General features: G+C 68.8%; 26 protein-coding genes. 13 read left to right on the top strand and 13 right to left on the bottom strand.

All coding sequences use genetic code 11. The features are described from left to right. The first annotated feature begins 120 nt into the window (after window positions 1-120). Both ACRC20_RS10665 and ACRC20_RS10660 read left to right on the top strand, forming a co-directional pair. Window positions 121-255, top strand: coding sequence for a hypothetical protein (locus tag ACRC20_RS10665; RefSeq protein ID WP_438686354.1), 135 nt, complete (start codon window positions 121-123; stop codon window positions 253-255). A 119-nt stretch (window positions 256-374) separates the two neighbouring features. Next, on the top strand, window positions 375-1319 hold the full coding sequence (locus ACRC20_RS10660) for a DMT family transporter (protein WP_438686353.1): 945 nt from the start codon (window positions 375-377) through the stop codon (window positions 1317-1319). Here ACRC20_RS10660 and ACRC20_RS10655 read toward each other — a convergent pair. The 4 genes from ACRC20_RS10655 to ACRC20_RS10640 are packed head-to-tail and all read right to left on the bottom strand — an operon-like array spanning window position 1253 to window position 5401. Further along, window positions 1253-1882, bottom strand: a complete 630-nt coding sequence (locus ACRC20_RS10655) for a DUF3885 domain-containing protein (RefSeq protein ID WP_438686352.1) — start codon at window positions 1880-1882, stop codon at window positions 1253-1255. The two genes, ACRC20_RS10660 and ACRC20_RS10655, sit on opposite strands and share 67 nt — an antisense overlap. Continuing rightward, window positions 1879-3228 carry a coenzyme F420-0:L-glutamate ligase gene (locus tag ACRC20_RS10650; RefSeq protein WP_438686351.1) on the bottom strand — a complete coding sequence of 450 codons (1350 nt, stop codon included), beginning with the start codon at window positions 3226-3228 and terminating at the stop codon, window positions 1879-1881. The genes ACRC20_RS10655 and ACRC20_RS10650 overlap by 4 nt, the downstream gene beginning before the upstream one ends. Beyond that, on the bottom strand, window positions 3225-4193 hold the full coding sequence (gene cofD / locus ACRC20_RS10645) for a 2-phospho-L-lactate transferase (protein WP_438686387.1): 969 nt from the start codon (window positions 4191-4193) through the stop codon (window positions 3225-3227). Before cofD ends, ACRC20_RS10650 begins: the two co-directional genes overlap by 4 nt. Window positions 4194-4195: 2 nt before the next feature. Next, on the bottom strand, window positions 4196-5401 hold the full coding sequence (locus ACRC20_RS10640; protein ID WP_438686350.1) for a M20 family metallopeptidase: 1206 nt from the start codon (window positions 5399-5401) through the stop codon (window positions 4196-4198). 67 nt (window positions 5402-5468) lie between these two features. On the opposite strand from ACRC20_RS10640, the gene ACRC20_RS10635 reads away from it, so the two are divergent. The 7 genes from ACRC20_RS10635 (at window position 5469) to ACRC20_RS10605 (ending at window position 12216) form a co-directional block, all read left to right on the top strand. Next, the gene (locus ACRC20_RS10635; protein WP_438686349.1) at window positions 5469-6287 is read left to right on the top strand and encodes a purine-nucleoside phosphorylase; all 819 of its coding nucleotides are present in this window, start codon (window positions 5469-5471) and stop codon (window positions 6285-6287) included. Further along, window positions 6284-7960: a phospho-sugar mutase gene (locus ACRC20_RS10630; RefSeq protein ID WP_438686348.1), complete on the top strand. Its 1677-nt coding sequence runs from the start codon at window positions 6284-6286 to the stop codon at window positions 7958-7960. The genes ACRC20_RS10635 and ACRC20_RS10630 overlap by 4 nt, the downstream gene beginning before the upstream one ends. A gap of 230 nt (window positions 7961-8190) precedes the next feature. Next, the gene (gene rpsB / locus ACRC20_RS10625; protein WP_438686347.1) at window positions 8191-9090 is read left to right on the top strand and encodes a 30S ribosomal protein S2; all 900 of its coding nucleotides are present in this window, start codon (window positions 8191-8193) and stop codon (window positions 9088-9090) included. Between the two features lie 59 nt (window positions 9091-9149). Then, window positions 9150-9974, top strand: a complete 825-nt coding sequence (gene tsf / locus ACRC20_RS10620) for a translation elongation factor Ts (RefSeq protein WP_438686346.1) — start codon at window positions 9150-9152, stop codon at window positions 9972-9974. Between the two features lie 7 nt (window positions 9975-9981). Continuing rightward, entirely contained in the window at window positions 9982-10728 is a 747-nt protein-coding gene (pyrH, locus tag ACRC20_RS10615) for a UMP kinase (protein WP_438686345.1), read from the top strand. A gap of 4 nt (window positions 10729-10732) precedes the next feature. Further along, window positions 10733-11290, top strand: a complete 558-nt coding sequence (frr, locus tag ACRC20_RS10610; RefSeq protein ID WP_438686344.1) for a ribosome recycling factor — start codon at window positions 10733-10735, stop codon at window positions 11288-11290. Window positions 11291-11328: 38 nt separating this feature from the next. Next, window positions 11329-12216 carry a phosphatidate cytidylyltransferase gene (locus ACRC20_RS10605; RefSeq protein ID WP_438686343.1) on the top strand — a complete coding sequence of 296 codons (888 nt, stop codon included), beginning with the start codon at window positions 11329-11331 and terminating at the stop codon, window positions 12214-12216. Window positions 12217-12309: 93 nt separating this feature from the next. Here ACRC20_RS10605 and ACRC20_RS10600 read toward each other — a convergent pair whose 3' ends face one another. From ACRC20_RS10600 to ACRC20_RS10590, 3 genes are all read right to left on the bottom strand, one after another. Further along, window positions 12310-12780 carry a hypothetical protein gene (locus ACRC20_RS10600; RefSeq protein ID WP_438686342.1) on the bottom strand — a complete coding sequence of 157 codons (471 nt, stop codon included), beginning with the start codon at window positions 12778-12780 and terminating at the stop codon, window positions 12310-12312. Window positions 12781-12860: 80 nt separating this feature from the next. Further along, window positions 12861-13385 (bottom strand): hypothetical protein, encoded by a 525-nt coding sequence (locus ACRC20_RS10595; RefSeq protein WP_438686341.1) that lies wholly within the window; start codon window positions 13383-13385, stop codon window positions 12861-12863. A gap of 85 nt (window positions 13386-13470) precedes the next feature. Further along, on the bottom strand, window positions 13471-13917 hold the full coding sequence (locus ACRC20_RS10590; protein ID WP_438686340.1) for a hypothetical protein: 447 nt from the start codon (window positions 13915-13917) through the stop codon (window positions 13471-13473). Between the two features lie 134 nt (window positions 13918-14051). Here ACRC20_RS10590 and ACRC20_RS10585 point away from each other — a divergent pair, with 134 nt between their 5' ends. Next, entirely contained in the window at window positions 14052-14663 is a 612-nt protein-coding gene (locus ACRC20_RS10585; RefSeq protein ID WP_438686339.1) for a rhomboid family intramembrane serine protease, read from the top strand. A gap of 5 nt (window positions 14664-14668) precedes the next feature. Here ACRC20_RS10585 and ACRC20_RS10580 read toward each other — a convergent pair whose 3' ends face one another. From ACRC20_RS10580 to ACRC20_RS10560, 5 genes are all read right to left on the bottom strand, one after another. Further along, window positions 14669-15106, bottom strand: coding sequence for a hypothetical protein (locus ACRC20_RS10580; protein WP_438686338.1), 438 nt, complete (start codon window positions 15104-15106; stop codon window positions 14669-14671). A gap of 96 nt (window positions 15107-15202) precedes the next feature. Beyond that, on the bottom strand, window positions 15203-16669 hold the full coding sequence (locus ACRC20_RS10575) for a cytochrome P450 (protein WP_438686337.1): 1467 nt from the start codon (window positions 16667-16669) through the stop codon (window positions 15203-15205). A gap of 60 nt (window positions 16670-16729) precedes the next feature. Next, the gene (locus ACRC20_RS10570; RefSeq protein ID WP_438686336.1) at window positions 16730-17338 is read right to left on the bottom strand and encodes a DUF6891 domain-containing protein; all 609 of its coding nucleotides are present in this window, start codon (window positions 17336-17338) and stop codon (window positions 16730-16732) included. A gap of 65 nt (window positions 17339-17403) precedes the next feature. After that, a complete protein-coding gene (locus ACRC20_RS10565; RefSeq protein WP_438686335.1) occupies window positions 17404-17856 on the bottom strand; it encodes a hypothetical protein in 453 nt (150 codons plus the stop codon). Between the two features lie 100 nt (window positions 17857-17956). Continuing rightward, entirely contained in the window at window positions 17957-18394 is a 438-nt protein-coding gene (locus tag ACRC20_RS10560) for a tat pathway signal sequence (RefSeq protein ID WP_438686334.1), read from the bottom strand. 94 nt (window positions 18395-18488) lie between these two features. On the opposite strand from ACRC20_RS10560, the gene rpe reads away from it, so the two are divergent. Beyond that, on the top strand, window positions 18489-19136 hold the full coding sequence (rpe, locus tag ACRC20_RS10555; RefSeq protein ID WP_438686386.1) for a ribulose-phosphate 3-epimerase: 648 nt from the start codon (window positions 18489-18491) through the stop codon (window positions 19134-19136). Here rpe and ACRC20_RS10550 read toward each other — a convergent pair. Continuing rightward, window positions 19126-19488, bottom strand: a complete 363-nt coding sequence (locus tag ACRC20_RS10550) for a DUF952 domain-containing protein (protein ID WP_438686333.1) — start codon at window positions 19486-19488, stop codon at window positions 19126-19128. The genes rpe and ACRC20_RS10550 overlap by 11 nt on opposite strands. Before the next feature lie 34 nt (window positions 19489-19522). Between ACRC20_RS10550 and ribD the strand changes: the two genes are divergently transcribed. Further along, a complete protein-coding gene (gene ribD / locus ACRC20_RS10545; RefSeq protein WP_438686332.1) occupies window positions 19523-20551 on the top strand; it encodes a bifunctional diaminohydroxyphosphoribosylaminopyrimidine deaminase/5-amino-6-(5-phosphoribosylamino)uracil reductase RibD in 1029 nt (342 codons plus the stop codon). A 58-nt stretch (window positions 20552-20609) separates the two neighbouring features. Continuing rightward, window positions 20610-21854 carry a DUF222 domain-containing protein gene (locus ACRC20_RS10540; RefSeq protein ID WP_438686331.1) on the top strand — a complete coding sequence of 415 codons (1245 nt, stop codon included), beginning with the start codon at window positions 20610-20612 and terminating at the stop codon, window positions 21852-21854. The last annotated feature ends 49 nt before the right edge of the window (window positions 21855-21903 follow it).

Here is a 21903-nt window from a genome sequence, read left to right as displayed (position 1 = left end):
GGGCAGATAAAAATATCGTTTACTTTCTGTTCATTTCGCGTTTGCCCCTTGACTACCTGGCATTGTTCTTGCATGATGGTGGGCCAAGTGCCGCACAGGCGGCGTGAGAAGGAGTACGAGATGTCTGTTGTTCGATCCCACCATGAGGGCCGCATGCGCCGTTGGGTTCGGGCCGCCATGAACTTGACCCCGAGGGAGCGCGCGTGGTCGATGGCGTTGCAGTCTCCGCTCGCAGTGCTTCCCCGCCGCCGCTGAGCCGTCGCGCCTGCTAAGGTCGGCCCGACAGCCTCGCCGCAAGGGCTTGGCAGGCACGAGGGAGGGCGCGCCGATTGGGGCAATCGCAAACGGGACGGTCGCGGCCGGCTGACATCGCTTTGCTCGCGGTCGCCGCGATGTGGGGCTTGAGCTACCTCGCGACGAAAGAGCTCACGGGCGCGGGCGGGGCGGCCGCGATCTTGGCGCTGCGGTTCATCCCCTCGGCGGCCCTGCTGCTGATCGTCGTGCTCGCCACGCGGTCGAGGCTGAACAGGGACGTGCTCTGGATCGGCGGCGCGCTCGGCCTCGTCCAGGCCGTGACGCTCCTCTTGGAGACGAACGCGGTGGCGCACACGACCGCGACGAACGCGGGCGTCATCGTGTCCCTCGCCATCGTGATCGCCCCGATCGCCGAGGGCTTCCTGCTCCGGAGACCGTTGCCGGGGCTGTATTACGTCGCCGCGTTCCTCGCGGTGCTCGGCGTCGCGGTCATGATCGGCTCCCGAGGGCTCGCTCGGCCCAACATCGGCGATCTCATGGTGCTCGGCGCGGCGTTCACCCGATCGGCGTTGGTCGTGCTGAGCGGCAGATTGACGGCCGGCCGCGACGTCGGCGTCTTTGCGCTCACCTTGATGCAGTCGTGTCTGAACGCGCTGCTGTTCACGCTGATCAGCCGGGAGGCGCTGCCGTCGTTGGTGCGGGGCCTCTCCGCGACGCAGTGGGTCTACGCCCTGATCCTGGTCGTCGGCTGCACGTTTTTGGCCTTCCTGCTCCAGCTCTGGGCGATCACCCGCACATCGGCCACTCGGGCGAGCCTCTTGATGGGCACCGAGCCGGTGTGGGCGGTGGCCGCAGGGATCGCGCTCGGTGGCGAGCGGCTCACGGCGCTCGCGCTCGTCGGCGCGGTGGTGACGTTGGCGGCGACGGGCTGGGGACAACGCGTCGAGACCCGCTGGCGCGCGGGGGAAGCGCGGGCGCAAGGCTCTGGCGCGAAGCCTCAATCGGTCTCGGGCCCCGAGCCGTCGTCCTGCCAGCACGGGCAGTCCACTGCCCACTCGCGATAGCGCGAGCGCAACGCCAGCGCTTCGGCTTCGGTCGGGACGAGCAGGTCGAGCCCGCCGTCATACGGATGCGCGAGCCGGGTGAAGCCCGCGTCGGCGATAATCACTCCCCACAGGATCTCGCGGTCGACATCGCGCAGCTGGGCGTCGAACGCGCCTCGCCGCCAGCGGACCTTCGCGATATGGAAGTCGTAGACGGTCTCGAAGTCCTCGTCCTCGTCCGGCGGCGCGCGGAACCAGAGCTGGCAGCCTGGGACGGTTTCCTCCGGGACAGGGTTGCCGTAGATGACGATCGCCGAGTCCGGGTCGGCTGGCTCGACGGTCGGGAACACGAAGAACAGCTCCTCGTCCGGCGCGAAGAACTCGCCAAAGAGCGTGTTGTGCCGATCCAGGAGGACACCGAGCTCCTCCGGGGTGTCCGTGTACTGCTTGCTCTGCGGCAGCGAGTGAAATCGGATGTGGCGGCCGGGCGCGAAGTTCCGGATGTGATGCCCGATCGGCCGTTCATCGGGCCAATGCGCAGCCCACGCCTGCCGCGCGCGTTCCAACTCGTCCTGGTCGATCACCGCTCGACCAGGTACGGGCCCGTGTCCCACTCGGGCCTCGGGCCTGCTGGCCCCGCCGGATGGCCGACGGCGACGGCGCCGAGCGGCGTCCAGCGCTCGTCCAAGCCAAGGACTTCCCGCACCACGTCGGCGCTGAAGATGGTCGAGCCGATCCAGCAGCTGCCGAGGTCGCGCGCCGCGAGCGAGACGAGCAAGCCTTGGACGGCAGCGCCGCCCGCGACGAGGAACATGGTCCGCTCGCAGTCGCCGCGCCGCGCGTCGCGATAGGCGTGCGCCCCGTCGGGCACGAGGAACGGCAGCACGACTTCCGGCGCGCGCAGGAGGATGTCGCCCTTGGCGAGACGGCGCTCGACCTGCTCGGGGGTGAAGGGATCGGATTCGAGGTCCGCGCGCCACGCCGCGCGCATCCGGTCCAGCAGCCGCTCGCGCAGGGCCCGGTCGCGCAGCCACACGAACTTGACCGGATGGGTGTGGTGCGGCGCGGGCGCGGTGAGCGCGTCCGCGACCGAGGACCGCACATCCTCCGGGTCGACCGGCTCGTCGGAGAACTGGCGCGTCGAGCGCCGCGCCGGGACCGCGTCGAGGCGCCCCAGCCGCATCGCCTCGTCGACTCCGAGGTTGAAGAGGTCCTCTTCGAGCGGGCGCTGCAGGTCCTGGGCGGTGGAGCCGTCGTCTTGCGGGCAGAAGCCCCGGACCACCGCGACCGGCACGCCGCCGAGCTTGCCCTTGACGAGGTCGGCGGCTCCGGCGAGCTCGTCGGCGATGGCGACCTCGGTGACGTGCAGCTCGTTGCCGTGCGCGTCGAAGGCTCCGCCGTAGCGGTGCAGGACCGCGAGGCCCGCCGACCCGATCGCCGCGTCGGTCTGGCCCATCCGCCACGCCCGGCCCATGGTGTCGGTGACGACCACAGCGACGTCGACGCCCGCGAGCTCGCGCAGCCGCACCCGCAACTGCGCCGCGCTCGCGTCCGGGTCGACCGGCAAGAGGGCGAGCTCGTCTCGCCGAAGGTTCGACCCGTCCACCCCGGACGCGGCCGCGACAATGCCGAGGCGGTTCTGGGTGATCAGGGTCCGGTTGCGCTGCGCGAGGACGCGCCGCGCCTCCTTGAGGACGAGCTCCCGGCGCAGCGCGTCGCGCTCCTCGGGGTCCGACGGCGCGGGGACGATCTGGCCCTCGGCCTTCGAGATGATCTTCGACGTCACCACCAGCACGTCGCCGTCCCGCAGCGCGGTCGCCTCCGCGATGGCCTTGGCCACGTCGTCGCCCTGCTGGAACTCGGGGAGGCCCAGCAGCGGGAAGATCACCAGCTCGTCAGCGGCGTGGTCCGTCGCCGGGTGTTGGGTCATAGCGCCACTCCAGCCAGCTCCAGCGCGCGGCGGGCCATCGCGGCCGTCGCATCGAGATCGGTCATCAAGAGCGGCACGGCGAGCGAGCGCACCCCTGGGATCAGCGCCTGGTCGGTCTCGTGCACGAGCCAGCCGTCCAGCAGCCCCGTGTCCAACCGCGCCCCGTAATACGAGCCGACCGCCTCGGCCGAGCTGGCAACGCCGATCGCCGCGAGGCAGATGTCGGCCATGCCGCGCAGCGGTTTGTCGCCGATGATGGGCGAGAGGCCAACGACAGGGGCCTTGGCCTCGCGCAGCGCCCCGCGCACCCCTGGGACGGCGAGGATGGCGCCGATCGACACCACCGGGTTGGACGGGGCGATCAGCACCGCGTCCGCCTCTCGGATGGCGGCGAGCGCCTGCGCGCTCGGTTTGGCCTTCTCCGCGCCGACGAACGCGAAGCCGAACGTCTGCAGCTTCGCGCGATGCTTCACCCACCATTCCTGGAAGTGGATCGCCGTGCGCTCGCCCGACACGGGGTCGGCCACCACGACGTGCGTCTCGCTGCGGTCGTCGGTGACCGGCAAAAGGCGCGCCCGTGGCCGCCAGCGGGCGCAGAGCGCCTCGGTGACATCGGTGAGCGAGTAGCCCGCCGCCAGCATCTGGGAGCGCACGAGATGCGTGCCGATGTCGCGGTCGCCGAGCGTGAACCAGGTCGGCTCGACGCCGTAGGCCTTGAGCTCGTCCCACGCGCTGTAGGTCTCGTCCTTCTGCCCCCAGCCGCGCTCGCCGTCCACCCCGTCGCCGAGGGTGTACATGCAGGAGTCGAGGTCCGGGCAGATCTTCAGCCCGTGCATCCAGGCGTCGTCGCCGACGTTGACCACGGCGGCGATCTCCGCGCCAGGGCTCGCCGACTCCAACAGATGGCGCAGGCCGAGCAGGAACTTGGCGCCGCCGACTCCGCCCGCGAGCACAGCAACTTTCAGCGTCATGCCTGTCCTCTCAGTCTCGCGGTCTCCCAGACCAGCTCCGCGAACAGGCGGACTCCCACGGCGAGCGCGCGCTCGTCCGCGATGAAATCGGGCTGGTGGATGTCGCATTGCGGGCCCTCGCCCGACCAGACCCCGAGCCGGGCCATCGCGCCGGGCACCTCTTCCAGATACCAGGAGAAGTCCTCGCCCCCGCCGGACTGCGCCGTCTCCGCGAGCGCGTCCTCGCCGAGGCGGGCGACGGACGAGGCGAACAGGGCGGTGGAGACCGCGTCGTTCACCACCGGCGGCACGCCGCGTTGGTAGCGCAGCCGGTGGCGCACGCCGAGCGGGGCCAGCAGGTCCCGGATGAGCTCGGCGACCACCGGCTCAAGCTGCAGCCAGGTGCGGTAGTCGCTGGTCCGGGCGGTGCCCTTGAGCTCGCCGGTCTGCGGGATCGCGTTCGGCGCGGAGCCCGCGTGCGCCGAGCCGAAGGTGACGACGGTGCCGGTGCGCGGGTCGACCCGCCTGCTGAGCAGGCCCGGCAGGCCGGTGACGACGGCGCCCAGGGCGTAGACCAGGTCGCCGGTCAGGTGCGGGCGGGACGTGTGGCCGCCCGCGGACTCGAGCGTGAGGTGGATGGTGTCCGCCGCCGAGGTGATCGCGCCGTCCTTCACGCCGACCTTGCCGACTTCTAGATGCGGGTCGCAGTGCACCGCGAAGATCCGCTCCACGCCATCGAGCTCGCCCGCGGCCACCACGTCGAGGGCGCCGCCCGGCATGACCTCCTCGGCGGGCTGGAAGATCAGCCGGACGCCGATCGGCAGATCCGGCTGGCGGGCGAGGAACGACGCGACGCCGAGCAGGATCGTGGTGTGCAGGTCGTGGCCGCAGGCGTGGCTGACGCCGTCCACGCGCGAGGCGAAGTCGAGGCCGGTGGCCTCCGCGACCGGCAGGGCGTCGAGGTCCGCGCGCAGCGCGACGCGCCCGCCGCCGGGCGACGGGCCGATGTCGCACACCAGGCCGACGCCGACCGGCAGTCGCCTCGGTTCGAGGCCCAACGCGCGCAGCTGGCCTTCGAGGAAGGCGGTGGTCGCGTGCTCGTGCCGAGAGAGCTCGGGATGCTCGTGCAGCTCCCGCCGCCACCGGATCAGGTCGTCGCCGTGCGCGGACAACCACGAGTCCAGCTCCCGCGACGGCCCGGACGCCGGCTGGATCAAAGTCACCCGGACACTCTACTGGACACTGCGCCTGCTCAGGCGCGGTCTCCTGCGCTCGGGTAGTCTGCCTCGCATGACTGTCGATGCTGTGGATGTGGTCGGGGATCCTGCGGAGGCCGCACGAGTCGCGGCTGGCGAGCTCGCGAAGCGCACGGGGGTGGAGCAGCACGATGTGGCTGTGGTCCTCGGCTCCGGCTGGGCGCCCGCCGTGGACCGGCTGGGGGAGCCAAGCGAAGTGGTCCCGATGGCCGAGCTGCCCGGCTTCCTCGCCCCCGGCGTCTCCGGGCACCAGGGCCTCGCCCTGTCGATCCTGGTCGGCGAGCAGTGCGTGCTGGCGCTCGTCGGGCGCACCCACGCCTATGAGGGCCACGATCTCGCCCGCGTCGTGCACGGGGTCCGGGTCGCGGCTGCGGCTGGCGTGCGCACGCTGGTCTTGACGAACGCGGCGGGCGGCTTGAACCAGGAGTACCGGGTGGGGCAGCCGGTCCTGATCAGCGACCACCTCAACCTCACCGCGCGCTCCCCGCTGCGGGGCCCGAAGTTCGTCGACCTCACCGACGCGTACTCGCCGAGGCTGCGGGCGCTCGCGCGGCAGGTCGACCCGAGCCTCGCCTCGGGGGTCTACGCGGGCCTGCCAGGGCCGCATTACGAGACTCCCGCAGAGGTCAGGGCCTTACAGGTGCTCGGAGCGGATCTGGTGGGCATGTCCACGGTGCACGAGACCATCGCGGCCCGGGCGGAGGACCTCGAAGTGCTGGGGGTGTCGCTGGTGACGAACATCGCCGCCGGGCTCGCGGGGAAGTCGTTGAACCACGCCGAGGTGCTGGAAGAGGGGCACCTGGCCGCGACGAGGGTCGGGGGCCTGTTGCGCGAGGTGATTGTGCGGCTATGAGCGGACAACCGCTTGACGACCAGGTCCGGGCGTGGGTCGATGCCGACCCGGACCCGGCGTGCGAGGAAGAGCTGCGGACCTTGCTCGGCGCCGCCGACGAAGGGGACATCGGCGCGGCGGCCGAGCTTGTCGAGCGGTTCTCGGCCCCGCTCGTCTTCGGGACCGCCGGGCTGCGGGGGCCGATGCGGGCCGGGCCGAACGGGATGAACCTCGCCGTGGTCCTGCGCGCTTCCGCCGGGCTCGCGGACTGGCTCGTCGGACAGGGCCTCGAAGGGGAGACGGTCGTGGTGGGCTGCGACGCCCGCCATCACTCCGCCGCGTTCGCCGAGGCCGCCGCCGAGGTGTTCGCCGCCGCCGGTTTCAAAGTGCTCGCCCTGCCGCACGGCTTGCCGACTCCGGTCACGGCTTTCATCGTGAAGTGGTGGTACGCGGCAGCCGGGGTGCAGATCACCGCGAGCCACAATCCGCCGCAGGACAACGGCTACAAGGTGTATTTGAGCGATGGCGCGCAGTTGGTCCCGCCGTCGGACCGGGAGATCGAGGCGGCGATCGCCGCGGTCGGTCCCGCGAACCAGGTGCCGCGCAGCCCGCTCGTCCCGAATCCGCACGTCGACGATGTGTTGGAGACATATCTGGACCGCGCCAGCGGAGTCGGCTACGCCGACCAGAGGCCTCCCGGCGACAAGGGCGAGCGTGTGCTGCGGATAGCGCTCACCCCGATGCACGGCGTCGGCGGGAGGGTCGCGGTCGAGGCATTGCGCAGGGCCGGATTCACCGACGTCCACGTGGTCGCGGAGCAGTTCGAGCCGGATCCGGACTTCCCGACGACGAGCTTCCCGAACCCGGAGGAGCCTGGCGCGACGGACCTCCTGCTCGCGTTGGCCGAGCGGGTGGACGCGGATCTCGCCATCGCATTGGACCCGGACGCGGACCGCTGCGCCATCGGAGTCAAGGGCCCGAACGGCTGGCGGATGCTCAACGGGGACGAGACGGGGACGCTCCTCGGCGGCTGGGTCCTTGAGAACTCGCCGACGGAGGACCCCCTCACCGCGAGCACCATCGTCTCCTCCCGCCAGCTGCAGGCCCTCGCGGCGGCGCGGCTCACCCGGCACGCGCGCACCCTGACCGGCTTCAAATGGCTCGCCCGCGCGGGCGAGGGGCTCGTCTACGCGTACGAGGAGGCCATCGGCCATTGCGTCGACCCCGACGCGGTGCGCGACAAGGACGGGATCAGCGCGGCGGTGCTCGCGGCCGACCTCGTCGCCGACCTCAAGGCCAAGGGGCGGACCGTCGCGCAGGTCTTCGACGACTACGCGCTCGAGCTCGGCGTCTACGCGACCAAGCAGGTCTCGCTGCGGTTCGCCGCCCTCAGCGGTATCGCGAAGACAATGGCACGGCTGCGCTCGGCCCCGCCAGCCGAGCTCGACGGCGAGCCCGTCGTGTTCGAGGACCTGGCGCAGGCGGCCCCGGAATCCCGCACGGACGCGGTGGTCCTGACGGGCGACGGCCTGCGCGCCGTGGTCCGTCCGTCGGGCACTGAGCCGAAGCTCAAGGTCTACCTCGAAGCGACCGAGCCGGTCCCCGCCGAAGACGCGCTGCCAGGCGCGAGGACCGCCGCGCAGGGGCGGCTGGAGCGATTAGCCGATTGGGCGCACTCACTGCTAGACTCGTGACCGCACCGCGCTGCGTGATTTGACTCAGTGCGGTGACTTCGCGTGTCAGCAATCCCTCTCGCGAGGGAATCCGCTCACGGCAGGACGGTCCCGTCGGGCCTTGAAGAACGACGGGCGTGCCGCTGAGTCTGGCACCAGGGCTTGCGGCCGACCGGCCCAGGCGGAACCGACCAGAGGCGGCGTTCCCGAAAAGGGCGGCGTTTCTCGAAAAACCTAAAGGGGTGTTCACCATGGCTGTGGTGACTATGCGGCAGCTGCTCGACAGCGGCGCACATTTCGGGCACCAGACCCGCCGTTGGAACCCGAAGATGAAGCGATTCATCTTCACCGACCGCAACGGCATCTACATCATCGACTTGCAGCAGACGCTGACCTCGATCGACCGCGCGTACGAGTTCGTCAAAGAGACCGTCGCGCACGGCGGCACGGTCCTCTTCGTCGGCACGAAGAAGCAGGCGCAGGAGCCCATCGCGACCGAGGCCGCCCGTGTCGGCATGCCTTTCGTCAACCAGCGCTGGCTCGGCGGCATGCTCACCAACTTCCAGACCGTCCACAAGCGCCTCCAGCGCCTCAAGGAGCTCGAGTCCATGGAGCAGACCGGCGGTTTCTCCGGGCGCACCAAGAAAGAGATCCTCGGCCTCACCCGTGAGATGAACAAGCTGGACCGCAGCCTCGGCGGCCTTCGCGACATGGCCAAGCTGCCGTCCGCGCTCTGGGTCGTCGACACCAACAAGGAGCACATCGCCGTCGGCGAGGCCCGCAAGCTGGGCATCCCGGTGGTCGCGATCCTCGACACCAACTGCGACCCGGACCTGGTGGACTACCCGATCCCCGCGAACGACGACGCGATCCGCTCGGCCGCCCTGCTGACCCGCGTGGTCGCCACCGCGGTCGCCGAAGGCCTGCAGCAGCGCGCGAGCAACCGCGGCGGCGCCAACGCCGAGGCCGAGCCGCTCGCCGAGTGGGAGCAGGAGCTGCTCGCCCCGGCCGCCGAAGCTCCGGCTGCCGAGGCCGAGGCTCCGGCTGCCGAGGCAGTCGCGGAAGAGCCTGCTGCGGCCGAGTCCGCCGAGGCCGAGCCTGCTGCGGCCGAGCCCGCCGCGACCGAGGGGACCGAGGCAGACGCCTCCTAACCCGACGCGCTTCGCCGAAGAACCTACTGGCACAACAACGACCCAAAGGGAGAACCACGATGGCGAACTACACCGCCGCTGACGTGAAACGCCTGCGCGAGCTCACCGGCTCGGGCATGATGGACTGCAAGAACGCGCTCGTCGAGACCGACGGCGATTTCGACAAGGCCGTGGAGATCCTCCGGGTCAAAGGCGCCAAGGATGTCGGCAAGCGCGCGGAGCGGACCACCGGCGAGGGCCTCGTCGTCACCGCTGACGGTGTGCTCGTCGAGTTCAACTGCGAGACGGACTTCGTCGCGAAGGGCGGCGACTTCCAGTCGCTCGCCGAGCGGATCGTGAAGGCCGCGGCGACCGCCCGGCCGCAGTCCACGGCCGAGCTCGAAGCGGCCGACCTCGACGGCAAGACCGTGAAAGAGGCGGTCGACGAGCTGTCCGCGAAGATCGGCGAGAAGCTGGTCCTCGGCCGGGTGGCCTCCTTCGACGGCAAGGTCGCGACCTACCTGCACCAGCGCAGCTCGGACCTGCCGCCCGCCATCGGCGTGCTCGTCGAGTACACCGGCGAGGGCGACAAGGCCGCGGAGGCCGCCGACTGGGCCGCCAAGCAGATCGCGGCGCTGAAGGCGAAGTACCTCAGCCGTGACGACGTCCCGGAGGAAGTCGTCGCGCAGGAGCGTCGCGTCGCCGAGGAGATCACCCGCTCGGAGGGCAAGCCCGAGCAGGCCATCCCGAAGATCGTCGAGGGCCGTGTGGGCGCTTTCTACAAGGACGTCGTCCTGCTGGAGCAGGCCAGCCTCGCCGACCCGAAGCAGACGGTCGCGAACCAGCTCAAGTCCGCAGGCGCCGAAATCGTCCGGTTCGTCCGGTTCGAGGTCGGCCAGAACTGAGCCAGCCATGACTGAAGCTCCCGTCGCAGAACCTGCCAACCCGCCCCGCCAGGGGTACAGCCGAGTCTTGCTCAAGCTCGGCGGCGAAATGTTCGGCGGCGGGAGCGTCGGCGTCGACCCCGACGTGGTCGACACTGTCGCCGAGCAGATCGCCGACGTGGTCTCCCAGGGCGTCCAAGTCGCAGTGGTGATCGGCGGCGGGAACTTCTTCCGAGGCGCCGAGCTGCAACAGCGCGGCCTGGAGCGGTCCCGCGCGGACTACATGGGCATGCTCGGCACCGTGATGAACTGCCTGGCGCTGCAGGACTTCCTGCAGAAGCGGGGCATCGACACCCGCGTGCAGACGGCCATCACGATGGGCCAGGTCGCCGAGCCCTATATCCCGCTGCGCGCCAAGCGCCACCTGGAGAAGGGCCGCGTGGTCATCTTCGGCGCGGGCATGGGCTTGCCGTACTTCTCGACCGACACCACAGCCGCGCAGCGCGCGCTGGAGGTCGGAGCCGAGGTGGTGCTGCTCGCGAAGGCCGTGGACGGGGTGTACTCGGACGACCCGAAGAAGAACCCGGACGCGGTCAAGTACGACGAGCTGACCTTCCAGGAGGCGCTGGAGCGCGGACTGAAAGTGGCGGACGCTGCCGCGTTCGCGGTGTGCCGGGACAACAAGATGCCGATGCTGGTGTTCAATTTGCTTGAGCCGGGCAATATCGCGCGTGCGGTTTCGGGCCAGCGCATCGGCACACTAGTGAGGTGGTAACGCGATGATCGATGAGATCCTCTTCGAGGCCGAAGAGCGGATGGAGCTGGCCGTCGAGGTGGCCAAGGACGATTTCGCCGCCATCCGCACCGGCAGGGCGACGGCCTCCCTCTTCGCCAAAGTGGTCGTTGACTACTACGGCACCCCGACTCCGATCCCGCAGATCTCCAGCGTGCAGACCCCCGACGCTCGGCTGGTGGTCATCAAGCCGTACGAGGCGAGCCAGTTGCGCGCCATCGAGGAGGCTATCCAGAAGAGCGACCTCGGCCTGAACCCGAGCAACGACGGCCAAGTGGTCCGCGTGGCGATCCCCGCGCTCACGGAGGAGCGGCGCAAGGAGTTCGCCAAGCAGGCCAGGGGCAAGGCGGAGGAAGCCAGGGTGACCGTGCGCAACGTGCGGCGCAAGGCGAACGACCAGCTCGGCAAGCTCTCGAAAGAGGGCCAGGCTGGCGAGGACGATGTCGCGCGGGCCGAGAAAGAGCTGGACAAGCTCACCGCGAAGTTCGTGGGGACGATCGACGAGCTGGTGAAGAAGAAGGAAGCCGAGCTGCTCGAAGTCTGATCGAGCCGCCGCCGTGAGGCCGAGGAGTAATGCGCACAATGGCGGCAGACACGCGTCATGAGCCGAGGAAACCGGGTCAACCGAAACCGGGCCAGCTTAAAAAAAGGGCCAAAGCCGGGCGGAACCTCGCCGCCGCGATCACGGTCGGGGTGTCGCTGGGGGCGATGATCGTCGCGGTGCTCTGGCTGGCTCCGAAACTCTGGGTCGTCGTGGTGGCGGTCGCCATGGCCATCGCCACCATCGAGGTCGCGAAACGGTTCAACGAGCACGGGGTCGCGACGCTGTACCTTCCTGCGGTCCTCGGCGGGCAGGGGATCGTGTGGGCCAGTTTCTTCAAAGGGACGAACGGGATGCTCGCCGCGTACGCCGCGACAGTCGTGGTGTGCCTGGTGTGGTGTTTGCTGCGCAAAGGGCTGAACGGGAAGCCCGACCACTACGTCGCCGAGGTGACGCACACGGTTTTCGTGGTGACGTGGATACCGTTCTTCGCCTCGTTCACCGTCCTGCTCCTGCAGAGCGGGACGGACGGCTGGAAGCAGCTTGTGTGTCTGTTCGTCGTCGTGGCCTGCTCCGATGTGGGCGGCTATGTGACCGGCGTGTTCTTCGGCAAGCATCCGATGGCGCCTGCGATCAGCCCGGGGAAGTCCTGGGAGGGCTTCGCGGGCGCGGTGGTGTTCAGCCAGATCGGATCGATCCTGGTCGTGCGCCTGCTCCTGGGGCAGCCGTACTGGGTGGGCGTGGCGCTCGGCGCGCTCATGGTGCTCACCGCGGCTGGCGGCGACTTGGTCGAGTCGCAGGTCAAGCGCGACCTCGGCATCAAAGACATGGGCACGCTCCTGCCGGGCCACGGGGGGATCATGGACCGGCTCGACTCGCTGTTGCCGTCGGCTGTGGCGGCGTGGGTCGTGCTCGACGTGCTCAACTGACAGTGCTCAACTGACAGTGCTCAATTGACAGTGCTCAACTGAAAGGACCGCCGCTCGGCTGAGCGGCGGTCCCTTGAGCCCGGTGTCGGATTGTCACGCCGAGCAGGCGGCATTGGTGATGTTGTCGTAGTCGTCGCTGTGGTCGCTGAGCCAGTTGCCGAGTTCGCTCCCACGGTTCTTTTGGTATTCGGTCTGATTGCGAGTGGAGGCGACCATGCCGTAAATGCCGGAAAGCTCGGATTCCGTGCCTGCGTATTGCATCAAAACTTGGCGGTACATGGGGGAGATGACCCGAGAGCCCGCGCCTCGGTATTGGTCTGCGGTCGCTCCGAGCAAGTGGGAGACTTGCTGGACCAGCGAGTAGAACTCGTCGTAGTTCTCGTTCCTCGCCGCCTCGTGCGCGGTTTCCATGACGGCATTTTGCTGCTGCAGCAGGTCGTTGATGTTGTGGTAGTAGTTGTTGAGGACGACGCAGTCGTTGCTCTCCGCATGCGCCGCGACGGGCGCGGCGAGCGGAAGGGCGGCGGCCGCGAGCGCGGCGGCGAAGACAGCACGAATAGACATAAGGTTTCCCTTTCCCACGAACTCGAATAAAGCTTGCGCGACCAGTATGCGGCACGCGGGCGGGGGAAACGAACAGCGGGTCAGTGCTGCGGTTCGACGACGTCGCCGCCGCAGGCGAACGAGTACGCGTTGTGGTAGTTGTTCATCGACCGGTCCAGCATGTCCCTGACCAAGCCGAGCTGGCGGGGGCGGTAGGTGCCGTCCTGCACTTTCAGCACGGTGTCGTGGAGGGCGCTGGAGTCGCTCGCGAGGCGTTGCAGCGCGAGGTTGGCCCCGTCGGTCTGCATGCCCTTCTTCGCGCCGTCCGCGTGGGAGGAGAGGGTGCTCGTCGCGTGGAGGACCGTGTTGAGGTCGTCCGGGTCGAATTCGCCGTACTGCTCGTCGCCGAAGAAGCTGTTGCCGACCCACGACGTGTAATAGCCTGCGACGATGCCGTTGATCGTGTCCAGATCGCCCTGGATCGCGTCGTCGTTCGCGTTGAACACGTCGCAGTCGTGGCCGTTCGTCCGTCCGGGGGGCGCGGCGAGCGCCTCGGGGGCGATCACGAGCGGGCCGAAGCCACAGGCGAGCGCGGCGAGCGAGGCGGCGAGACGAGCAGACATCATCGGTCAACCTTCCAGGAAGATTTGCTAGGCGAAACTATGTAAATATCATAGGCGAGGCCGCAGCGTCCGTGGGCGAGGAGGGGCGTTACGTCCCACACGCTCCCTGAAGGGCTTGTTTGAAACCTTCGATCGCGGCCTTCAGGTCGCTGCCCGCAGCCTTGAGCTTGTCCTGCGAAGCCTGGCTGCCCTGTCCCTTGATCGTGCCCTCGAAGGCGTCCGCCTGCGCGTACAAAGCCTCGTCGAGTTTGGTCGCCGCCGACTGGCCCGAGGAGGACTGCAGGCTGGTGGCGAGCAGTTTCGCGGCGTCGCCCGCCTGGCGGAAGTAGACGATGGCGCTGGCCGCGTCCTGTGCCGCGTCCCGCCCTTGGTCCTGCGAAGCCTGCTGCATGTGGTCGACGGCGGTTTCCGTGTTGCTGAGGACCTCGCCGGAGTTGTTCCTGAACAGCTCGCAGTCGTGCCGGTCGTCGGCGTGCGCGAGGGGCGCGGAGACGAGCGCGGCGAACGCGACGGCGAGGGCGGCTCGAGCGAGCATGGTCTTCTCCCTTGTCCCACGGAACTGAAACAGTTGTGCGCTTTTGAAACTGATGTGCTCCAGTATGCGTCATGGGTGTGGCACGCGCAACAAGATCGGTTGACGTCTCGGGCGGCAGCGGCCAGGCTGGAACTATGAGCATGAGCCCCCCCGACGTCCCGGCCCCACTGACGCGCCGGGACCGATGGAGCATTGGGACGACGCTGGTCCTCGGCTATCTCGCGCTGCTCTACGCGGTCGAGCTCGCCGACCAGTGGGACCGGCACCGACTGGACCGGTACGGCATCCGCCCGCTGGAGACGGACGGGCTGTGGGGGATCCTCTTCGCGCCGCTCCTGCACGCGGGATGGCAGCATCTCAACGCCAACGCGGGGGCGGTCCTGGTGCTCGGGCTCGTCGGAGTCCTCGCCGGATTGGGCAGGTTCCTTCTCGCGACGGCGGTCATTTGGCTGCTCGGCGGATTCGGCACGTGGCTCATCGGCGACATCGGCTCGCCGTGGCACACCGTGCATATCGGCGCGTCGGGGCTGATCTTCGGCTGGCTGCTCTTTTTGATCGTGCAGGGGTTTTTCAGCCGCAAGCCCGGCCAGGTCTTGATCGGCGCTGCCGTGTTCTTCTGCTACGGGGCAGTGCTGTGGGGCGTGCTGCCGGGGCAGCCGGGCGTCTCGTGGCAGGGGCATTTGTGCGGCGCTCTCGCCGGGGTGTTCGCGGCGTTCGCGCTGTCGGGCCGGAGCCGGACGGCGTAGCTAGGTCAGCTGGCGGCAGCCGTGTCGCAGGCGTGGGCGTACGCGGTGTCGACGTCGCCGCCAAGGGACTCGCCCTGCTCTTTGAATCGCTTGATCTCCGAGGGAGAGGCCCCCTCTTCGCCGAGGGCCAGGCGCGCGCTGCGGTGGAAGAAGTCGGCGAAGGCTTCTAAGGCGCTGCGGTACGACGCGGTCGTGACGTCGTCGGCGGCGCCTTGGAGCATGTCCCCGGTGGAGCCAAGGATCTCGCCTATGGTCTGGCGGTCCGGGTCGTCCGGGTCGAGGGCGAGCGCGGAGCTCATCGACTCGGCATGGGACTGCAAATCCTTTGTGAAGGACACGAGGTCGGTTTCGACCTGCTTGAGCGTCGCGCAGTCGGCGGAGGCAGGCTCGGCGGCGGCCGTGCCGGACACATTGAGCGGCGCGAGAAGCGCCGCCACGCCCATAGCGACCGCATAGGGCATACGAAGAAACACGGGCAACCCCCTCCAACTCTGGCGAACACGCGACAACGCGTCAGAAGTGTAGAGCACGGCTCGTCCTCAACGCCGCAGCGGGCGAAGGACGAGCGGCATGCCGTCCACCGGCAAGGGCATCCCCGCGTGGTCCCATTTCGGCCGGTAGCGGGGGTTGGCCAGCTCGATCCGGTACTCGCGGAGGATCCGGTGCAGGATCGCCTTGATCTCCAATTGGCCGAAGACCATGCCAATGCATTTGTGCGCGCCGCCGCCGAACGGCGAGAACGCGTAGCGGTGGCGTTTGTGCTCGTTGCGCGGCTCGGCGAAGCGGTCAGGGTCGAACCTCGCGGGCTCGGTCCAGATCTCGGGCAGCCGGTGGTTGAGCATCGGGTAGACGCCGATCATGGAGCCCTTCGGCACGTAATAGCCGAGCAGGTCCAGGTCTTCGGACGCCTTGCGCACATTGAACGGAAGGGGCGTCACCAGCCGCAGCGACTCGTTCATCACCAGATCGAGGCTCTCCAGCTTGTCGAGCGCGTCGATGTCGAGCGGCCCGTCGCCGAGTCGCGCGGACTCGTCCCGCGCCCGCTCCTGCCACTGCGGGTTCGCGGCGAGGTAGTAGGCCATGGTCGTCGAGGTCGAAGTCGACGTGTCGTGCGCGGCCATCATCAGGAAGATCATGTGGTTCACGATGTCCGCGTCGGCGAAGCTCTGGCCGTCTTTCGTCACCGCGTTGCACAGGACGGTGAGCATGTCTTTCCCCTGGGCCCCTCGGTGGGCGGGGATGCGCTCCGCGAAAAAGCGCTCGAGGAGCTTGCGGCCAGCGAGCCCTTTGTTCCACTTCCACCACGGCGCGCCGGGGGCCGGGCGGCGGACGAAGGCCCCGCCCGCGCGGGTGGTGTCGAGGAACGCGGTGTTCACCCGCTCCAGCTCGGCGCGGCTGATCTCGCCGTGCTTGTGCCCCATGAACACGACAGACGCGATGTCGAGGGTGAGCTCTTTGGCGGCGTTGTGGATGCGGAAGGCGCGGCCGTCGCCCGGCCAGGCCCGGATCGCCCCCGCGGCCACCTCGTCGATGTGCTCGACGTATCCGGCGAGCGCGACGCGGGTGAACGCCTCCTGCATGATGTGCCGGTGCGCGAGGTGCTCGGGGAAGTCGAGCAGCATGAGCCCACGGCGGAAGAACGGGCCGATGATCGGCTCCCAGCCCTGTTGGGAGATCTTCTTCTCGGCGTTGGTGAACACGAATTGCGTCGCGTCCGGGCCGAGCGCCCAGACGAACGGTATGCCGACGGATTTCTGATAGCTCACCGGGCCGCGGTCGCGGTACAGGCGCTCGACGTATGCGGGGCCGCTTCGGAACATCTCGACGGCGTGCCCGACGAAGGGGAGCCCGTTGTCGCCGACCACTGGTTTCAACCCGCTGCCCGACGGGGGACGGGAATAGGCGACCTCGGGGAAGTCGTGTCCGGCGGCCCATCGCTCCAGGGCCGCCATGCCTGGCAGGGTGCTGATCCTGGGTTTCGGCAGTGCGGGAATTCGGACCGGCATCGTCGCCTCCTGGGTGTGATCGCCTATGGCTCGCGTCACAATGTTAGCCCTATATGGAGGCTATAACAAGGCTGTGGCGGGGGCCTGCTCCGGCAGCGGTTTGCGCCAGTCGGTGATCGGGACGGCGACGCAGGTCTGGGAGTCGGCGACAGGTTCGACCGCGAAGCCGTGCTCGGCGAGCACGGCTTCGGCCACCCGCGCGACGGCGAGCTCCAGCGGCCCGTAGTCCTCGGCCGCCGCAGGCTCCTCGAACGTGCCGTACCGCAGGTGCAAGCTGGTCGGGGCGTCGCCGAGCTGGGCGGCGTCCTGCCCGTGGAAGAAGACGTAGCCGGTCGCGTCCGGCATGGACTCGTCCCGCTCGGTCTCGATCTCGAAGTGCCCGCAAGAGTTGCAGCATGTGAAGTTCATCCGCGCGACGATCCGCCTGCGCTCCAGCTCCTCGAACACCGCCGCCAGCCGGTCGTAGTCGCTCGGCGCGGCCCACGTCTGCTGCTCGGCGAGGCGCGCCTGCCACTCCTGGTCGACGATATCGCGGGCCTGCTCCTCCGAGACGCCGTCGTCGGCGAGGTGCTCGTAGAGGTCGTCGTGTGTGACGAACCCGGACCGGATCAGCTCTCGGGCGCTCTCGCGCAACGCGGCGAGCTGCTCCGACGACTCGTTCTCCGCCATGGTTCTGGTCCCCTTCCTCCCTGTGGCCGTATCGGCCTGTGGGATTTTAAAGGACCGCCCCGGCCTCACCCCGCGCAGGCCGCGTTGTGCGCCTTGTCGTAGTCGCCCGACAGGCTGTCCACGCGTTTGGCGATCTCCTGCGCCTTGTGCGTGGTGGCCTCGTCGGGCGCGCCGTTGATCGACTCGACGAGGTCGCCGAGCTCTTTGATCGACGCGGAGTAGTCGGAGACCGTCGTGCGGTACCCCGGGTCGGACACGCTCGAAGCCACGTTGGCGAGGATGTCGCTCGTTTTGACCAGGGTCTCCCCGGTCGTCTGGGCGGCCTCCCGCTTGTCGTGCGCCGACGCGTCGTCGGAGACGACGCTGCCGATGGTGCGCAAAGCGCCCGCCAGCAAGGTCAGATCGGCGTCCGCGCCCTTGAACACGGCGCAGTCGCTCGTGCTCGGCGCGGCGGTCGCGGCCGGAGCCTGCGCGGCGAGCAGCGGCAGGGCGAGGGCGAGGGCACGGGAAATCTGCATGTCCCGCAGCCTACGTCCGAGGCCGTGGCGCGGAAAAGGCGTTCGGGCGGGGGGCGACGGTTTCTTTATCGAACCGCCGCCGTCCTGTGCGCGCGGGCTGTCAGCGCTTGCAGGCCGCGTAGAACGCGTCGTTGGCCGCGTTGACGGCCTTGACGTTGCGGGCGTGCGCGTCTTTCACGGCGGAGGCGTCGCCCGAGTTGATGTTGTTGGTGAGCGCGTCGGCGTAGTCGTCGAAGGACAGGGCGTCCTCCCAGTAGAGGCTCTTCAAGTCTTGGCTCGTGAGCTTGCCCGAGAGGTCGCGCAACGTGTCTCCCATGGAACGGGCCTGGTCGGCGAGCTCGCGCGTGGCTTCAGCGTGCTGGCCCGGCTGCTCGGCGACCTTGCGCAGCGAGGCGAAGTGGCTGGCGAGCTTGGAGTAGCTGCCTGCGGCCTGCTGCAACACGGCGCAGTCCGGGTTCGGGTCAGCCTCGGCGATGCCGGGGGCGAAGAGGGGCGAGAGGACGGCCGTGAGCGCGACGGCCCGAGCGAGACAGGGCATCGGGGATCCTTACAGGGACGAGGGCGGGGACGCTCCTATTCTGCATCATCTCGCCGGTTTATAGACTGGCTGGGTGCCGCAGCAGAGAACCCCCATGATCGCTCCGTCCATCCTGTCCGCCGACTTCGCGAACCTCGCCCGCGACGTCGCCGCCGTGCATGGCGCGGACTGGCTGCACGTCGATGTGATGGACAACCATTTCGTCCCGAACCTCACGCTCGGCGTGCCTGTGGTGGCGAGCATCAAAAGAGTCACCGATATTCCGCTGGACTGCCACCTCATGATCGAGGACCCGGCCCGTTGGGCGCCGGAGTACGCGGAGATCGGCGCGAAGAACGTCACTTTCCACGCGGAGGCGACGGACGATCCGCTCGCCGTGGCCAGGGATATACGCGCGGCAGGGGCGGGCGCGGGCCTCGCCATCAAACCGGGCACGGCGCTTGAGCCGTACCTCGAAGTGCTGCGCGGTTTCGACACAGTGCTCGTCATGAGCGTCGAGCCGGGTTTCGGCGGCCAGAAGTTCATGCCCGAGGTGCTCGACAAGGTGCGCAAGCTGCGCGCGGTCAAAGACCGGGGCGAGCTCACTGTGCTCATCGAGATCGACGGCGGGATCAACCTGAGCACGATCGAGGCGGCCGCCGAGGCGGGCGTGGACTGTTTCGTCGCCGGGTCCGCCGTGTACGGCGCGGAGGACCCTGCTGGGGCCGTCGAGGCGTTGCGCCAGGCCGCGCTCAACGCGTGAGCGGCTCGAACCTGCCGTCCGGCCCCGGCCGGTATGGCTCGGCCGCGATCACGGCGGCAGTCGGCAACGGCCCGTAGAGGTGGGGGAATGTCGATCCGTCGGCGGACGGAGGGACTCCCTCCTCCCATCGGATCGGGTCGGGGACCTTGCCCGGGTCCACACGCAGCAGCACCAGGTCCGCCCGGCCTGCGTAGAACAGATTCGCCGGGATGTGGACTTGCCCGGGGGCCGAGAGATGGATGAATCCGACCTCGTCGAGCGACGGCGCGGTATAGGCGGCGCTCTCGCGGGCGGCGTGCCATTCGGCCTCGCCGCAGATGTGGACGAGGTGCTCGGCTCGTTCGTCGGTCATCTCTCAAGCATGCCGGCTCGCTTATGCTGTGCCCATGCCTGAACGCCCGGACGCTGTCGACGAGGAGTTCATGCGCCAGGCTGTCGCGGCCTCCTATGCGGTTCGCGGGCGCACCAGCCCGAACCCTCCGGTCGGGGCGATCTTGGTGAGCCCGGAGGGGCAGGTTGTCGGTCGCGGAGCGACCCAGCCGCCGGGCCAGGCGCATGCCGAGGTGGTGGCGCTCGCCGAGGCGGGGGACCGGGCGCGGGGCGCCACGGCGTACGTCACGCTGGAGCCCTGCAACCACGTCGGGCGCACCGGGCCGTGCGCGCGGGCGCTCATCGCGTCGGGGATCGCCGAGGTGGTGTACGCGGCGCCCGATCCAAATCCGCGTTCCTCGGGCGGCGCAGGCTCGCTGGAGGCGGCTGGCGTCCGGGTCCGCTCTGGGGTGTTGGCGGACGAGGTCAGCGCCGGTCCGCTGCGGGAATGGCTGCATCGGCAACGAACCGGCAGGCCGCATGTGACGTGGAAATTCGCGGCGACCCTGGACGGGCGGATCGCCGCGAAGGACGGCACGAGCCAGTGGATCACCGGCCCGCAGGCCCGCGAGTCCGTCCATGCGATGCGCGCCGAGCTCGACGCGATCATCGTGGGCACAGGCACGGCGCTTGTGGACGACCCGTGGCTCACGGCGAGGCTGCCAGACGGCTCTCTCGCGCCGCATCAGCCGACGAGGGTCGTGGTCGGGCGCTCCGAGCTGTCTGCTGGGGCGAGGGTGCTCGATGACGCGGCTCCGACGATCCTCGCGAAGACCCACGACCCCGCCGAGGCGCTCGCGATGCTCGGCGACGCGGTCCACGTTCTGCTCGAAGGGGGGCCGACGCTCGCGGCCGCGTTCCTCAAAGCCGGGCTGGTGGACCTCGTGCAGGCGCATGTGGCGCCGGCCTTGCTCGGTGCGGGCCCGTCCGCCGTCGGCGATTTGGGGATCGGGACGCTCGCCGACGCGCTGAGATTCACGGTCGAGGATGTGCGCCAGGCGGGCGAGGACATCGTGGTGCGCTTGGTCCCGCGCAACGCGCCGTAGCGGTATTTTTCTTATTTTTCTCTTGTCCTGCCTGGTGTTTTCATGTAGAATCGAACGTATGGATGATGCGAGGGGAATCGTGTCGGAGGATCTGTTCAGGGATCTCCGGCCGGAGGCCTGCGCGGATGTGAAGACGAAGTTCGCGGCGCTCGTGGAGATGGAGCGTTTGGAGGCGGTGCTGCTGTCGTGCAAGGCGACGATGGTGGCCTCTATCGCGGATGACATCGCCCAACGGCAGATTGTGGAGGAGGCTGTTGGGAAGGGGATTTTCTCCTTCGCGACTCGTGAGGCTGTCCTCCTTGAGCTCGGTCCGGCGTTGGGGGTGTCGTCTCGGGGAGCGGAGGCGATGCTCTCCTTCGCGGAGGACATGACCGTGAACTACCCGAAACTGGGATCAAAACTGGCGGCGGCCGAGGTCACTGCGAAGGCGGCTCGGTTCGTGGGTGAGAACCTGGGTTTCGCTCCTTCGGGTTGGCGGGAGGAGTTGGACGCGTGGCTCGCCGTGCAGGCCCCGCGCTGGCGGGCGCACTCGTACGGGAAGATCTCGCAGTTGATGGAGGCCCAGTACTTGCGGCTCGATCCGGACTGGTGCAAGCGGCGGCGGGAGCGGGCGCACAAGTCGCGATCGTTCACGATCACCCCGGTCAGTGACGGCATGGCCGACCTGCGCGGCACCATGCCACTGGAAGCCGCAGCCGAATTGCGCGAGAGACTCGACGCCATCGCCCGCACGGTCTGCCCGCAGGATCCGCGTCCCATCTTCACCCGGCACAGCGACGCGCTCGCGATCCTCGGATCTGAGCACCAACTTGTCTGCGAATGCGGACGAGACACCTGCGAGGCGGCCCAACGACCAGCACGGCACGCCAAAAACATCGAACTCGTCATCACCGAGACCACGCTTCTGGCTGGCGACGCCGCACCCGCGCTCCTGGACGGAGCGCCCATCGGCGCAGACCTCGCGCGGATGCTCGCGAAAGCCGCCAAACGCATCCGCTTCACCACCACACCCGACCAGTACAAACCCACCCCGAGCCTCGAAGTTCATGTGAACACCCGCGACCAGCACTGCAGGTTTCCCGGCTGCTACCGAAGAGCCCGAACAGAACTCGACCACACCATTCCCTTTGACCATGAGGATCCACAAGCAGGCGGACAAACAATCCCCGAAAACCTGAAACGTCTATGCAGACACCACCATCGCGCCAAAACACACGGCCACTGGCGAGACGAACAATCACCCGACGGAACCGTCCACTGGACCAGCCCGACCGGCCAGCGGCACACCATGATCCCCGGCTGAGCGGGCAGTCCGCGGCGGCGTGGTTCGACCGATCTTTCTCGAAGGGTAT

Source organism: Segniliparus sp. (assembly GCF_051660745.1).
Classification (GTDB): Bacteria; Actinomycetota; Actinomycetes; order Mycobacteriales; family Mycobacteriaceae; genus Segniliparus.
The sequence above is the reverse complement of the archived record's forward strand: the minus strand, read 5'-3'. Positions and strand labels throughout refer to the sequence as shown.

What these genes read in the sequence shown, in the direction of transcription:
- ACRC20_RS10665 (WP_438686354.1), top strand. Translation starts at nt 121, where the DNA reads ATGTCTGTTGTTCGATCCCACCATGAGGGCCGCATGCGCCGTTGGGTT.
- ACRC20_RS10650 (WP_438686351.1), bottom strand. Translation starts at nt 3,228, where the DNA reads ATGACCCAACACCCGGCGACGGACCACGCCGCTGACGAGCTGGTGATC.
- ACRC20_RS10635 (WP_438686349.1), top strand. Translation starts at nt 5,469, where the DNA reads ATGACTGTCGATGCTGTGGATGTGGTCGGGGATCCTGCGGAGGCCGCA.
- ACRC20_RS10630 (WP_438686348.1), top strand. Translation starts at nt 6,284, where the DNA reads ATGAGCGGACAACCGCTTGACGACCAGGTCCGGGCGTGGGTCGATGCC.
- rpsB (WP_438686347.1), top strand. Translation starts at nt 8,191, where the DNA reads ATGGCTGTGGTGACTATGCGGCAGCTGCTCGACAGCGGCGCACATTTC.
- tsf (WP_438686346.1), top strand. Translation starts at nt 9,150, where the DNA reads ATGGCGAACTACACCGCCGCTGACGTGAAACGCCTGCGCGAGCTCACC.
- pyrH (WP_438686345.1), top strand. Translation starts at nt 9,982, where the DNA reads ATGACTGAAGCTCCCGTCGCAGAACCTGCCAACCCGCCCCGCCAGGGG.
- frr (WP_438686344.1), top strand. Translation starts at nt 10,733, where the DNA reads ATGATCGATGAGATCCTCTTCGAGGCCGAAGAGCGGATGGAGCTGGCC.
- ACRC20_RS10605 (WP_438686343.1), top strand. Translation starts at nt 11,329, where the DNA reads ATGGCGGCAGACACGCGTCATGAGCCGAGGAAACCGGGTCAACCGAAA.
- ACRC20_RS10600 (WP_438686342.1), bottom strand. Translation starts at nt 12,780, where the DNA reads ATGTCTATTCGTGCTGTCTTCGCCGCCGCGCTCGCGGCCGCCGCCCTT.
- ACRC20_RS10595 (WP_438686341.1), bottom strand. Translation starts at nt 13,385, where the DNA reads ATGATGTCTGCTCGTCTCGCCGCCTCGCTCGCCGCGCTCGCCTGTGGC.
- ACRC20_RS10590 (WP_438686340.1), bottom strand. Translation starts at nt 13,917, where the DNA reads ATGCTCGCTCGAGCCGCCCTCGCCGTCGCGTTCGCCGCGCTCGTCTCC.
- ACRC20_RS10585 (WP_438686339.1), top strand. Translation starts at nt 14,052, where the DNA reads ATGAGCATGAGCCCCCCCGACGTCCCGGCCCCACTGACGCGCCGGGAC.
- ACRC20_RS10580 (WP_438686338.1), bottom strand. Translation starts at nt 15,106, where the DNA reads ATGGGCGTGGCGGCGCTTCTCGCGCCGCTCAATGTGTCCGGCACGGCC.
- ACRC20_RS10575 (WP_438686337.1), bottom strand. Translation starts at nt 16,669, where the DNA reads ATGCCGGTCCGAATTCCCGCACTGCCGAAACCCAGGATCAGCACCCTG.
- ACRC20_RS10570 (WP_438686336.1), bottom strand. Translation starts at nt 17,338, where the DNA reads ATGGCGGAGAACGAGTCGTCGGAGCAGCTCGCCGCGTTGCGCGAGAGC.
- ACRC20_RS10565 (WP_438686335.1), bottom strand. Translation starts at nt 17,856, where the DNA reads ATGCAGATTTCCCGTGCCCTCGCCCTCGCCCTGCCGCTGCTCGCCGCG.
- ACRC20_RS10560 (WP_438686334.1), bottom strand. Translation starts at nt 18,394, where the DNA reads ATGCCCTGTCTCGCTCGGGCCGTCGCGCTCACGGCCGTCCTCTCGCCC.
- rpe (WP_438686386.1), top strand. Translation starts at nt 18,489, where the DNA reads ATGATCGCTCCGTCCATCCTGTCCGCCGACTTCGCGAACCTCGCCCGC.
- ACRC20_RS10550 (WP_438686333.1), bottom strand. Translation starts at nt 19,488, where the DNA reads ATGACCGACGAACGAGCCGAGCACCTCGTCCACATCTGCGGCGAGGCC.
- ribD (WP_438686332.1), top strand. Translation starts at nt 19,523, where the DNA reads ATGCCTGAACGCCCGGACGCTGTCGACGAGGAGTTCATGCGCCAGGCT.
- ACRC20_RS10540 (WP_438686331.1), top strand. Translation starts at nt 20,610, where the DNA reads ATGGATGATGCGAGGGGAATCGTGTCGGAGGATCTGTTCAGGGATCTC.